This is a genomic window from Allobosea sp. TAB14 (genome assembly GCF_052113865.1).
In the GTDB taxonomy this organism is placed as follows: Bacteria; Pseudomonadota; Alphaproteobacteria; order Rhizobiales; family Beijerinckiaceae; genus Allobosea; species Allobosea spartocytisi.
The window spans coordinates 1-12,811 of sequence record NZ_JBFRDQ010000121.1; the positions used below are offsets into that span (position 1 = coordinate 1).

11 protein-coding genes are annotated in these 12,811 nt (G+C 63.8%); 4 read left to right on the forward strand and 7 right to left on the reverse strand.

Going from position 1 to position 12,811, the window contains the following annotated elements:
* Window positions 1-3: 3 nt before the first annotated feature.
* The 3 genes from AB4Y99_RS18170 to AB4Y99_RS18180 are packed head-to-tail and all read right to left on the reverse strand — an operon-like array spanning window position 4 to window position 3,804.
* Window positions 4-2,262 carry a xanthine dehydrogenase family protein molybdopterin-binding subunit gene (locus AB4Y99_RS18170; RefSeq protein ID WP_441524297.1) on the reverse strand — a complete coding sequence of 753 codons (2,259 nt, stop codon included), beginning with the start codon at window positions 2,260-2,262 and terminating at the stop codon, window positions 4-6.
* Entirely contained in the window at window positions 2,255-3,313 is a 1,059-nt protein-coding gene (locus AB4Y99_RS18175; RefSeq protein WP_441524298.1) for an FAD binding domain-containing protein, read from the reverse strand. Before AB4Y99_RS18175 ends, AB4Y99_RS18170 begins: the two co-directional genes overlap by 8 nt.
* Entirely contained in the window at window positions 3,310-3,804 is a 495-nt protein-coding gene (locus AB4Y99_RS18180) for a (2Fe-2S)-binding protein (RefSeq protein WP_038357887.1), read from the reverse strand. Before AB4Y99_RS18180 ends, AB4Y99_RS18175 begins: the two co-directional genes overlap by 4 nt.
* A gap of 197 nt (window positions 3,805-4,001) precedes the next feature.
* Here AB4Y99_RS18180 and AB4Y99_RS18185 point away from each other — a divergent pair, with 197 nt between their 5' ends.
* Window positions 4,002-4,610, forward strand: coding sequence for a TetR/AcrR family transcriptional regulator (locus AB4Y99_RS18185; RefSeq protein WP_441524306.1), 609 nt, complete (start codon window positions 4,002-4,004; stop codon window positions 4,608-4,610).
* A 205-nt stretch (window positions 4,611-4,815) separates the two neighbouring features.
* Here AB4Y99_RS18185 and AB4Y99_RS18190 read toward each other — a convergent pair whose 3' ends face one another.
* From AB4Y99_RS18190 to AB4Y99_RS18205, 4 genes are all read right to left on the reverse strand, one after another.
* Window positions 4,816-5,058, reverse strand: coding sequence for a helix-turn-helix domain-containing protein (locus AB4Y99_RS18190; protein WP_441524299.1), 243 nt, complete (start codon window positions 5,056-5,058; stop codon window positions 4,816-4,818).
* 270 nt (window positions 5,059-5,328) lie between these two features.
* Entirely contained in the window at window positions 5,329-5,715 is a 387-nt protein-coding gene (locus tag AB4Y99_RS18195; protein ID WP_441524300.1) for a type II toxin-antitoxin system VapC family toxin, read from the reverse strand.
* Window positions 5,712-5,945, reverse strand: a complete 234-nt coding sequence (locus tag AB4Y99_RS18200) for a type II toxin-antitoxin system Phd/YefM family antitoxin (protein WP_441524301.1) — start codon at window positions 5,943-5,945, stop codon at window positions 5,712-5,714. Before AB4Y99_RS18200 ends, AB4Y99_RS18195 begins: the two co-directional genes overlap by 4 nt.
* A 484-nt stretch (window positions 5,946-6,429) precedes the next feature.
* Window positions 6,430-6,588: a beta-barrel domain-containing protein gene (locus AB4Y99_RS18205; protein ID WP_441524302.1), complete on the reverse strand. Its 159-nt coding sequence runs from the start codon at window positions 6,586-6,588 to the stop codon at window positions 6,430-6,432.
* Between the two features lie 178 nt (window positions 6,589-6,766).
* Between AB4Y99_RS18205 and AB4Y99_RS18210 the strand changes: the two genes are divergently transcribed.
* The 3 genes from AB4Y99_RS18210 to AB4Y99_RS18220 are packed head-to-tail and all read left to right on the forward strand — an operon-like array spanning window position 6,767 to window position 11,623.
* The gene (locus tag AB4Y99_RS18210; protein WP_441524303.1) at window positions 6,767-8,716 is read left to right on the forward strand and encodes a PrkA family serine protein kinase; all 1,950 of its coding nucleotides are present in this window, start codon (window positions 6,767-6,769) and stop codon (window positions 8,714-8,716) included.
* Window positions 8,717-8,736: 20 nt separating this feature from the next.
* A complete protein-coding gene (locus tag AB4Y99_RS18215) occupies window positions 8,737-10,053 on the forward strand; it encodes a YeaH/YhbH family protein (RefSeq protein WP_441524304.1) in 1,317 nt (438 codons plus the stop codon).
* 13 nt (window positions 10,054-10,066) lie between these two features.
* Complete coding sequence (locus AB4Y99_RS18220) at window positions 10,067-11,623, forward strand: SpoVR family protein (protein ID WP_441524305.1); 1,557 nt, start codon at window positions 10,067-10,069, stop codon at window positions 11,621-11,623.
* Window positions 11,624-12,811 lie beyond the last annotated feature (1,188 nt).

Here is a 12,811-nt window from a genome sequence, read left to right on the forward strand (position 1 = left end):
GGCTCAGGCCGTTCCGATCAGCTGCTYCAGCCCGATAGGGAAGCGGCGGCAGCGAATGCCKGTCGCGTGCCAAACCGCGTTGGCAATGGCTCCGGCCGAACCTGTAATGCCGATCTCGCCGACGCCCTTGATACCGAGCGCGTTGACGTGGGGGTCATGTTCGTCGACCAGGATTGCCTCGACATGCGGCACGTCGGCATTGACCGGGACATGGTACTCGGCGAGATCGCCGTTCATGATCCGGCCCGAGCGCCTGTCGATGATCGCCTTCTCGTGCAGCGCAAAGGAGATGCCCCAGATCATGCCGCCATAATACTGGCTGCGCACGAGATGCGGGTTRATGATCCGCCCSGCGGCGAAGGCGCCGATCAGCCTGYTGACGCGAATCTGGCCGAGATCGGGATCGACCTTCACCTCGGCGAAGACCGCGCCATGGGCGTGCATCGCATAGCTTTCCTGCGCCGCCGGATCGGCCGCGGCCTTGCCGCTGGCTTCGATCTGCTTCAGGCCGGCCCGCGCGAGGATGTCGGCATAGGCCTCGCTGCGACTCTCGTCGTCGCGCCGGTGCAGGCGGCCCTCGCGGGCGATCACGCCCTGGTTGCCGGCGCCGAACAGAGGCGAGCGCTCGTCGCCGGTCGCGAGATCGGCGAGCTTGGCGATGACCGCMGCGCCTGCGTTGTGGATTGCCATGCCSGCCGTGGCCGTATGGGCCGAGCCGCCGGCAATGCCGGCATCGGGCAGATCCGAGGTGCCCGAGGCGAAGTCGACCTTGTCGAGGTCGAGGCCCAGGCCGTCCGCGGCGATCTGCGCCAGCGCCGTCCAGGCGCCCTGGCCCATGTCGTGGGCGCCGATCTCCATGCGGCCGGAACCATCCGCCCTGATGATGGCGCGGGCCTGCGCCTGGAACATCAGCGCGGGAAAAGTCGCGGTGCCAACGCCCCAGCCGACGAGGAAGCCGGCTTCGTCCCGCATCGAACGCGGTGCGAGCGGCCGTGTCGACCAGCCGAAACGCTCCGCCCCTTGCGCGTAGCACTCGCGCAGAGCCTTCGACGAAAATGGCTTGCCGGAGATCGGCTCGACCTCGGCATAGTTTTTCAGGCGGAAGGCGAGCGGGTCCAGGCCACAGGCGAAGGCCGCCTCGTCGATGGCGCTTTCCAGCGCGATCGAACCGGTCGCCTCGCCKGGCGCGCGCATGAAAAGCGGTGTCCCCGTATCGGTGCGCACCGCCTCATGCGCGGTCGCGATCGCCTTCGCCGCATAGAGYGTGTGCGAGGCATCCGCGGCCGGCTCGAAGAAGTCATCGAAGCTGCTCGACGCCGTCAGGGCGTGATGATCGAGCGCGGTCAGCCGGCCTCCCGCATCCGTGCCCAGCCGCAGCGTCTGGCGGGTCGGCGCGCGATGGCCGACCGGGCCGTACATCTGCTCGCGGCGMAGCACCAGCTTGACCGGGYGGCCGACSAGCTTGGCCGCCATGATGCCGAGCACTTGCGGGCCGGCAACCAGCCCCTTTGAGCCGAAGCCGCCGCCGAGGAAGGGGCTGCGGATATGGATCGTCTCYGGCGCGATGCCGAACAGGCCGGCGATGCGCGCTTGAGCCATCGCCATGCCCTGGCTCGGCGTGTCGWTCACCAGGCCGGCCTCGGTCCATTSCGCGACGATGGCRTGGGGCTCCATGGCGTTGTGATATTGYGAGGGCGTCTCGTAGACCGCCTCGGTCACCTTGGCGGCGTCCTTGAGCCCTTGCTCGACATCGCCATGGCTGACGGCGGGCGGGTTGCCGACGCCGACGYCGGGCGGCACGAAACGCTCCCCGTCGAGRCCGAYGCGTGCCGTYTGCGTCTCATAGACCGGCGCCAGCAGGGTTGCGCCTTCGGTCGCCGCCTCCAGCGTCTCGGCGATCACGACCGCGATCGGCTGGCGCGGGTAGCGCACCTTGTCGTTCTGCAGCAGGTCGAGCCGGAACATGAAGGGGTTGCTCTTCTCGTCCGGGTCCATGGCGAGCTTCGGCTTATGCGCCGGGGTCATGACGTCGACGACGCCGGGATGGGCTTTGGCGGCAGCGACATCGAGCGAGGCGACACGGCCGCGAGCGATGCCGGCGACCGCCATCACCGCGTAGAGCATGCCGGCCGGATGATTGTCGGCGGCGTAACGGGCGGCGCCGGTGACCTTGAGGACACCGTCGCGGCGGGTCAGCGGCTGGCCGATATTGGAGCCGTGGCGCTGATGCCGGGCAGATTGGCCGAGCGTGATCTCAGGCATGTGCGAGCGCTCCGGGCATGGTCGAGAAAGGGGAGGCGGGCAGGGCGGCGATCTGCGCGGGCGTGCCCGCCGCGGCYTCGTTCAGSGCGCGGACRAGGATGCGRCGCGCSAGYTCGATCTTGTGAGCRTTGTGGCCGGASGGCTTGGCTTCGGCCAGGGCGATCTCGGCCGCGCGCTTGAACGCCTCGGGCGTCGGCTYGGCACCGACGAGCAGGGCTTCCGCCTCGCGGCAACGCCAGGGCTTGGCCGCGACGCTGCCGAGCGCGAGCCGTACCTGCGCGATCCTGCCGGCTCCGAGCTGAAGCGCGGCGGCGGCTGAAACCACCGCGAAGGCATAGGAGGTGCGCTCGCGTAGCTTGAGATAACGGCTATGGGACGCGAAAGCCGCCGCGGCGGCCGGAAGCCTGACGGCCACGATCAGGTCACTGGGTTCGAGCACRGTGTCMCGTTCCGGATGTTCTCCGGGCAGGCGATGCAGCGCGTCGAGCAGGATGTCGCGGCGKCCRTCGCGGCCTTCGACCTCGACGATCGCAYCGAGTGCCGCGAGCGGCACACAGAAATCGGACGGATGCGTCGCGATACAGGACCGGCTCCAGCCGAGCACGGCATGGCCGCTGTTTTCGCCCTGAAGCGCATCGCAGCCGCTGCCCGGCACGCGCTTATTGCAGGCGCTCTCGACGTCGTAGAAATAAGCGCAGCGCGTCCGCTGCAGCAGGTTTCCGCCGACCGTGGCAGCGTTGCGCAATTGCGCGGAAGCGCCCGAGAGCAGCGCCTCGCTCACCATCGGGAAGGCCTCTGCGAAGCCGGTGTCATAGGCAAGCGTGGCGTTGCGCACCATCGCACCGATGCGGAAGCCGCCATCGGGCAAACGCTCGATCCGGTCGAGACCCGGYAGATGCGTCACATCGACGAGGCGATCGGGCCGGGCCACGCCCACCTTCATCAAGTCGAGCAAATTGGTGCCGGCCGCGAGATAGACTGCGCCCGTTCGCGCGGCTGCGGCGACGGCCTCGGTGACCGAGGCGGGGCGGATATAGTCGAAGATCTTCACGCCGCGGCCCTCCCGTCGCCGGCCATCGCCTTCTGCGCGTCCAGCACGGCCTCGGTGATGCCGGCATAGGCGGCGCAGCGGCAGATATTGCCGCTCATCAGCTCGCGGATGCGCTCGGGATCGTCTCCGGCCTGTCCCTCGCGGATCAGCCCGATCGCGCTCATGATCTGGCCCGGCGTGCAGAAGCCGCACTGGAAGCCGTCATGGGCGATGAAGGCCTCCTGTACGGGATGCAGCGCGCCCTCCCGCCCGACGCTCTCGATGGTCTCGACGCTGGCGCCGTCGAGGCTGACCGCCAGAGCGAGACAGGAGTTGATGCGCCGGCCGTCGACGAGCACGGTGCACGCGCCGCATTGGCCGCGGTCGCAGCCCTTCTTGGTGCCGCTGAGGTCGAGGCGCTCCCGCAGGAGGTCGAGAAGGGTGACCCGGGGATCGTCGAGCTCGATCCGTCGCAAGTCACCGTTGATGGTCAGGTTGATGGAGAAAATCATACACCGTTCCAATCAAATGAGGCGTCTGGTCTGGCTGTCGCGGCGGCCTTGGGGCATGCTCCTTCRACCGCGGCGTCGCGCATCGGGTCCAGCGATCGCATGTCGCGGAGGCGGGARCGGCGATCGCGGCCGCCCCTGACAATACGGAGGCATCCTCCGTTTTACAAGGTTTCCAGGAAAGTTTCGTGTCGACAGCGATGAAGGAAGAGCCCGCCAGCACCGGACGCAAGCCCCGCGCGGACGCCGCTCGCAATCGCGATCGGTTGCTCCAAGCCGCTCGCGAGGTCTTCGGCACCGGRCGCGCCGAAGCGAGCCTGGAGGCGGTTGCGCGGCAGGCTGGCGTTGGAATCGGCACGCTCTATCGGCACTTTCGGACCCGCGAGGCCTTGTTCGAAGCGGTTTACCGTCACGAGGTCGATCAGCTCGCCGCGCTGGCCGGGACGCTRGCGAAGGAGGCCGGACCGGTCGAAGCCTTGCGGCAATGGCTGCAGGCACAGGTCCAGCTGGTCGCGACCAAGAAGGGGATGCTCGCGGCCCTKGCGCTGGCGGCGCACGCACCCGCCGAYCTCTACGCCTATTCTTTCGAGCGGCTGACGGCTGCCATCGGGACCCTCCTGRACCGRGCKGTGGAAGCSGGTGAGTTGCGCTCCGATGTTAGCGCGGAGGAGATTCTGCGCGCGCTGATCGGCATGTGCTACCTGCACGATAAGCCGGGATGGCAGGCCACGGTCGTGCGCCTCGCCAATATATTCGTCGACGGCCTTTTGGTCCCTGGGGTTCGCCCTGTCGATAGCAGCAAAGCGTAACGMGGGCTGTTCTCAAACCTCGACCGCCAAGGAGCGTATRGGTGGCGCCGACTTTSGTGCTCCGGCCTGGAGTCCGCTATAGGCCGGTCACAAAGCCCGATCCGAAACGTCGACTTTCGCGTACGGCATGGCCTTGAGCTCGATCGTGCACAGCCTGGCAATTGGGCAAGCGCAGGAAAGAGAAGCGCGAGTCGTCTGAGGCACGTCAGACAATRTCTATCCGCTTGACCAGCCTCACGCCCGCGCTGTGGACCACTTGCAAGGGGCATTCCATCCCTACCGCTTTCAGCTTAGCGCGCAGGCGCGCCAGAAGCGCGTCGAAACGCCGGCTTTCGGGGTCGATCCGAGCATGGCCGAACAGGCCCRTGATCAGATCCCGCGAAACCGTCTCGTCCGGCCGCGTYGCCAGATGCTCGAGCAGGATCACCTCCCGAAYYGAAAGCTTCACCGATCTGGTGTCCGGAGAACGCAGMACTTGCGTTTGCCGATTGAGTCTTCACGCTACGCCCTCAGGCGCCTCGATGGCAGTGACTCGTCTCGCGCCTGCRATTTCGTCTGATCCKCGGCGCATACGTCGGCCGAGATTGAGGACCGCCAACGCGAGCTCCTCGGTGTCGACGGGCAGGCCAGGGCGAGCACCGAAGGTCYCTTTCCGGTCGGTTAGTGAATGTCGCCTGATGGCGCTATTTCGGCATTCGGATTATCCCGTGGGGGCTTGCTACCACAGGCGTTTGACTGCGAAGCCGTCGAATAGCGCTTCGTTCGATATCAGCACCATGTCCTCGGATTGAGCCTGGGCAATCAGGAAGCGGTCGAACGGGTCCTTGTGTGCAATGTTCATCTCACCGGCTCGCAGGGCATGGTGGACGGTGATCGCCAGTTCAGCAAAACCCTGATCGGCGATGATCGTCTCGAAGTCCTGCGCGAGCAGGGCGGCGTCAGGGAGCTTGCCTATGCGGAATTTGGTGGCAACCTCCATGGCTGAGGCGGCACTGACGGCAACGCTGTTGCCCTCGTCCTCGATAGCCTCGCGGGCCCGACGGCTCAGCGCCTTGTCACCCGCAAGCCACCAAATCAGAGCATGGGTATCAAGCAGCAGCCTCAAGTGAGATTCCATCCCACGAGCTCACCCTCGGGCAACGGCTCGTCAAAGCGCGCATCGACGGCAATCTTTCCTTTGAGTGCCCCAAAGCGCCGCTTGCCGCGTGGCGCAACCGGCACCAGACGGACTGCCGGCACGCTACCACGAGCGATGACGACATCTCCGCCCTCCAGGGCGTCTGCGATCAGTTTGGATAGATTGGTCTTCGCATCGTGAACCGAGAACTGGGCCATGAGCATTCTCCTTAGCTAAGGATATAGCTAAGCGCTCCGCACCACGCAAGAACCGTGCTGTTTTCGGGCTGAACCACAATCCGCTGCGCACGACTCCCACGGAATAATCCGGATAGCCGCAATTTCCGCAAATCCGCTGSTGGAGAGCTGGCTTAGCCGGATCGACATCGTCGCGATCCAGCAGGCCGGCGCGACCTTTTACACGATACGGGTTTCCGTCCTGGCAGAGGAATATGCGCGCCTCGCGCCCCAGCGGGTCACCGCCGGCATGCAGGCCGACGTCTTCGTCCAGACCGAAGACTGCACGCCGTTCGAATACATCGTCAAGCCGCTCAGGGATCAGAGCACGAACTCGACTTTGGTGATGCTGCGCCAGGAGCCGACGTTGGCGCTTCGTGGAAAACCGGACATTGTTTGGCTCCCACCCTCAGCGCCCTTCGGCTGGGGTAGGAAGCCGCGACCGCGATCGGCGCAGAGCAGCGCTTCACGCGTCGTATCGGCTGATGACCGTACCCTTGAGCTCCGGCGTGGTGCGCTGGTTGAAGGCATGCAGCTTGACCTGCGCCGAGCGGCCCAGCGCTATCTGGTCGATGTCGGGACGATTGATCCGGACTTCGAGCCGCAAGGAATCCTCGGCCGGCACGATTCGCTTCCTTCCGCCGTTGAGGGAAAAACGATGSCGCAGGGGCGCATCTTTCRAACGGCTGAGCACTTCCGCTTACTGATCGCGAAAATGCCATCACAAAGGAACTCGCGAAGAGATCATCGGTTAAATCTGCTGTGCTGTCGCCGACAGTTCSRATGGATGCTGGATGGCYGCCATGACTGACAAAACCGGCGAGATTTTYCGTTTATTTWTTGACGATTACAGTAGYTATTCMCAAGAGGAGATGAGTCTGCAGGAATATCTGCTGGGCTGCCGCGAAGACAAGTCGATGTACGCCTCTGCTGCGGAGCGGATGGTCGACGCGATTGGGACGCCAAAATTATTCGATACGAGCCAAGACGAACGCCTGGGTCGCATCTTCGCCAACAGGACGATAAAGATTTATCCTGCCTTCGCCGATTTCTTTGGCATGGAGGATACGATCGAGCGTATCGCCGGCTACTTCCGCTATGCCTCGCAAGGGTTGGAGGAGCGCAAGCAGATTCTCTATCTCCTCGGCCCRGTCGGCGGYGGCAAGTCATCGCTCGCCGAACGGCTGAAGAAGCTGATGGAGGAGCGTCCCTTCTATACGCTCAAGGTCGGCGGACAAATCAGCCCCGTCTTCGAATCGCCGCTCGGCCTGTTCCGGCCGGACCGCATGGGCGATCTCTTCGAGGACAAGTACGGGATCGCGCGCCGACGCYTGACMGGSTTGATCTCTCCCTGGACTGCGAAGCGRCTCGAYGAAGTCTCCGGCGACATCTCCCAGTTCAGCGTCGTCAAGCTGATGCCCTCGCGCCTGCGCCAGGTCGGCATCGCCAAGACKGAGCCGGGCGAYGAGAACAACCAGGACGTCTCGACGCTCGTCGGCAAGGTCGATATCCGCCAGCTTGAGAATTTCAGCCAGTCGGACCCGGACGCCTATTCCTATAGCGGYGGCCTGAACCGGACGACGCAAGGGCTGCTCGAATTCGTCGAGATGTTCAAGGCACCGATCAAAGTGCTGCACCCGTTGCTGACCGCGACCCAGGAGGGCAGCTATAACGGCACCGAGAATTTCGGGGGCTTCCCCTATCAAGGCATCGTGCTCGCCCATTCCAACGAGTCGGAATGGCTGCAGTTCAAGAACAACCGCAACAACGAGGCCTTCCTCGACCGCATCCTGGTGGTCAAGGTGCCGTATTGCCTGCGCGTCACCGAAGAACGGCAGATCTACGAGAAGTTGCTGCGCGAAAGCGAGCTGGCCGACAGTCCCTGCGCACCTGAGGTGCTCGACATCCTCAGCCGCTTCTCGGTCTCGACGCGGCTCGCCGAGCACGAGAATTCGCCGCTCTATACCAAGATGCGCGTCTATGACGGSGAGAACCTCAAGGAGCTCGATCCCAAGKCCAAGGCCATCCAGGAATATCGCGACGCCGCCGGCATCGACGAGGGCATGACCGGCGTCAGTACGCGCTTTGCTTTCAAGATACTKTCGCAGACCTTCAATTACGACACCGAGGAACTGGCCGCCGACCCGGTCCACCTGATGTACATCCTGGAAGGTGCGATCAAGCGCGAGCAGTTCCCCAAGGAGACGGAAGCGGCCTATCTCGACTTCATCAAGTCGGAGCTGGCAACGCGCTATGCCGAATTCATCGGCCACGAGATCCAGAAGGCCTATCTGGAATCCTATGGCGAATACGGCCAGAACCTGTTCGACCGCTACATCGCCTATGCCGATGCCTGGGTCGAGGACCAGGACTACAAGGACCCGGATACTGGCCAGATCCTGAACCGGCAGATCCTGGACAACGAATTGTCCCAGATCGAGAAGCCGGCCGGCATCGCCAATCCCAAGGATTTCCGCAACGAGGTCGTGAAGTTCACATTGCGCGCCCGGGCCAGAAACAACGGTCGCAACCCGTCCTGGACCAGCTACGAGAAGCTGCGCGAGGTGATCGAGAAGCGGATGTTCGGGCAGGTCGAGGACCTCCTGCCGATCATCAGCTTCGGCTCGAAGCAGGACAGCGTGACGGAGAAGCGGCACCAGGGCTTCGTGCAACGCATGGTCGAGCGTGGCTATACCGAGCGCCAGGTCCGGCGGCTCGTCGACTGGTATATGCGGGTCAACAAGGCGGGCTGACTGTCGGCCGGGAGCGCGCCATGCCGATCTTCATCGATCGTCGCCTGAACCCGAAGGACAAGAGCCTGGGCAATCGCCAGCGTTTTCTGCGCCGCGTGCGCACGGAGCTGAAGCGCAGCGTCCAAGACAATATTCGGACCGGCAAGATCGCCGATGTCGATCGCGAGCAGGCCATCTCCATGCCAGCTAATGGAACCGACGAGCCGCGCTTCCGCGAGGCGAAGGATAGCGGCCGCCGTCAGCATGTCCTGCCCGGGAACCAGCGCTTCTCTCCGGGGGACCAGTTGCCGAAGCCGGGGCAGGGCGGAGGCGGCATGGGATCGTCCCCGGGATCTCAGGTTGCCGAGGACGATTTCCGCTTCGTGCTGTCGCGCGAGGAGGTGCTCGACCTGTTCTTCGAGGATCTCGAGCTGCCCGACATGGTCAAGCTCAACCTCAGGGAAATCCTGACCTACAAGCCGCGGCGGGCAGGCTATTCGGTGAGCGGGGCGCCGACCAATATCAGCATCGCCCGCACCATGCGCAACAGCCATGGCCGCCGCATTGCGCTGCGGCGTCCCAAGCGCGAGGACGTCGAGGCGATTCTGCGCGAGCTCGCCAGGCTCGAAGCTGAGGAGGGGGTGGATCCCGGCGAACGCTATCGGCGCAGCAGCGCTCTGCGCGCGGAGCTCGTCCGGCTGGAGCGGCGGCGGCGGRTCATCGCCTTCGTCGATCCGGTCGATATCCGCTTCAACCGCTTCGACCCGCAGCCCCAACCGAATGCGAATGCAGTGATGTTCTGCYTGATGGACGTCTCGGGCTCGATGGGCGAACGCGAGAAGGACCTCGCCAAGCGCTTCTTCGTCCTGCTGCATCTGTTCCTGAAGCGGCGCTACGAGCGCACGGACATCGTCTTCATCCGCCACACGCACACGGCGCAGGAGGTGGACGAGGAGACGTTCTTCTACAGCACGCAGAGCGGTGGCACCGTCGTTTCCACGGCGCTGGAGGAGATGCAGAGCATCATCGCCAAGCGCTACCCTAGCCGCGAATGGAACATCTACGCCGCACAGGCCTCGGACGGCGACAATCTCGCCACGGATTCCGAACGCTGCCTCMGCCTAATGGACGGCGAGATCATGCGGCTCTGCCARTATTTCGCCTATGTCGAGATCATCGACGAGCGCGAGAGTGAGATCTTCGGCTCGACCAATAATGGCACATCGCTCTGGCGCGCCTATCATGCCGTCAAGGACCGGTGGCGAAATTTCGACATGAGTCGCATCGCCAAGGCGTCCGACATCTACCCGGTCTTTCGGCAGCTCTTCACCAAGCAGCCTTCTGTGCAGCGAGRCTGAGGGGAGAGAGCCGATGCTCAAGCACGCGCCCAGACGCGGTCTGCTGTTCTCCGGGTCGGACTGGAATTTCCAGACATTGTCCCACGCCTACGACGYCATCGACATCGTGGCGAAGGAGGAGCTCGGGCTCGATACCTACCCGGTCCAGATGGAAGTCATATCCTCGGAGCAGATGCTGGACGCCTATTCGTCGATCGGCATGCCGCTGATGTACCGGCACTGGTCGTTCGGGAAGCACTTCCTCTATCAGGAGCTGGTCTATCGCAAGGGCGGACGCGGGCTCGCCTATGAGCTCGTGATCAATTCGAACCCCTGCATCGTCTACCTGATGGAAGAGAACACCATGGCCCTGCAGGCCCTGGTGACGGCGCATGCCGCCTTCGGGCACAACCATTTCTTCAAGAACAACTACCTGTTCCGCCAATGGACCGATGCCGGCGCGATCTTGGGCTATCTGGATTTCGCTAAGAGCTACATCCAGCGCTGCGAGGAGCGGCACGGCGTCGCGGCGGTCGAAGCCATCCTCGATGCCGCCCATGCGCTGATGGAACAGGGCGTCTTTCGCTATCGCCGCCCGCCGCGGCTGTCCTCGGAGAAGCAGCGCGAAGGGCTGCGCGAGCGGCTGGATTACGAGGAGCGCTCCTATAACGACCTCTGGCGCACGATTCCGCGCCAGGCGGCGGCCGGTAAGGCTGGCGACACACAGGACGTGGCTGCCGAGCGGAAGAAGGCGCTGAACCTGCCCGAGGAGAACCTGCTCTATTTCCTCGAGAAGAACAGCCTGATCCTCGAACCCTGGCAGCGTGAGATCCTGCGGATCGTCCGGGTGGTCGCGCAATATTTCTACCCGCAGCGTCAGACGCAGGTGATGAACGAAGGTTGCGCGACCTTCGTCCACTACACCCTCATGAACGCATTGTTCGACCAGGGACGGATCGGCGAGGGCGCCATGCTGGAAATCCTGCGCAATCATGCCAATGTGGTCCTGCAGCCCGGTTTCGATGACCCCCGTTTCTCGGGCATCAATCCCTATGCGCTCGGCTTCGATATGATGCGGGACGTCCAGCGYATTGCGACCGCKCCAACGGCAGAGGACCGCGACTGGTTTCCCGAGATCGCCGGCACTGGCGACTGGCGCGCCATCATGCTCGAGGCTTGGGCCAATCACCGCGACGAGTCCTTCATCCGCCAGTATCTGAGCCCGGCCCTGATCCGGAAATGGCGGCTGTTTGTGCTGTCGGACGTGGCGAGCGAACGCGTCTACAACGTCGCCTCGATCCACAACGARCGCGGCTACGAACAGATTCGGTCCACTCTGGCCGAGCGATATGATATCGGCGCAAGGCATCCGGATATTCAGGTCGTGGACGTTGACCTCCTCGGCCAGAGGCACTTGCGCCTCCAGCACAAGATCAATCGCGGCATCCTGCTAGAAAGCGACAGCTGCGATGCGGTGCTGAGCTATGTTCAGGCGCTGTGGGGCTATGAGGTCAGCCTGCAAGGGGTCGATGCGCAGACCGGGGCCACCGTCTATGAACGATCCGGCCGCGAATTCGTCAGCTCGTCGTAGTCCGTGTCCACCATCAGCGGACCAGGTCGCCAGAAGCGATCATTTAGAGKTCCATCGTGATCCTCGCGATGGTCATGGTCTCCGACAGAATATTGCTACCGCGCTGGGCCGCGATACATGGCCGCCATAACGCACCGCCTCATATCCACGATGGCAAGGTCATGGACACGCGAGACCGGGCCGGCCTCGATGCTTATGCCCACYGCGTCRAGATAGCCGAGAGGTCGCGAAGCTTATTCCGGGACGACCCAGCCCCGCGCCTTGCCTAMGCTCACGAGTTCCTCAACCAGCCGCTTCATCTTGTCGGCTTCCTCATGCCTATCGGCAAGTGAATGAACCATCTGAAGGCGCCGCGCTTCCCGGAGCATCTTTGCCCAGGCTTCTTGTTCGTCAGGCACCTTTTGCGCCCTGGTCTCAATCAACGCCATCACTGGCCTGAAGAGAGCGGGYCTGCCCAGGCGTCAGRGTCATCGACGKATGCKCAGGCACGGCGACGAAGCCGTCAAACKGGATGCCAAGCCGCACGATGGCCTGATAGGCCGACACCGSCTGCGCTGCGCATTGCTGCGTMGTCAACGTCTCATCGTTTGAAGGGCCGGCTGCAGCCGAACCCGAGACAGCCGCCGCAAGAGCTACAATCGCTASGAGCTGCTTCATAGGTGCCTCCGCAGCCGGCTAGGTTTACGCACMTMTGAGAACSGGTCGCAGACGCTTCCGTTCCCAATGTGAGTGCGAAATGAAGCTCCTCGACACAGAAAGCCCSGCCGGTCGMGCGATCGAACTCRTCGCGATCTCGTCAAGCATGGCAGGCTGTCCAAGGCCGAGGCGAGGGTGATCGAAGACCTGGTGTGGCATCCCGGAAGGGCTGAGGCGTCGGCACGCCTTCATCAAGTCGTATGCTCGGGTTGTTGATGCCCGGCGAGATCTCGGGAGTGCGGATTGAGGCTATCCAAGTAAGGCTTCCGCAAACCGCTTCTAATACATCTTGTCCTACGAAACGACGGGCCGCCCGTACGGAGCAGGAGCAAGCTCGTGGATGCCGATAAGAAAGACGTCCCTCTGGATTACGAAGCCCTCGACGCTGGGGCCGGCGCGGGCCTGACCGATGCCCTGAAGCGTGTCGAGGAGTCAGTGCTGAGCGATGGCAAGAGCGGTTTCGAAATCGGGGGCAGGGGCCCAGCCCAAATC

Coding starts and splice junctions, on each gene's coding strand:
- AB4Y99_RS18180 (WP_038357887.1), bottom strand. CDS start 3,804: ATGATTTTCTCCATCAACCTGACCATCAACGGTGACTTGCGACGGATC.
- AB4Y99_RS18200 (WP_441524301.1), bottom strand. CDS start 5,945: ATGGCCCAGTTCTCGGTTCACGATGCGAAGACCAATCTATCCAAACTG.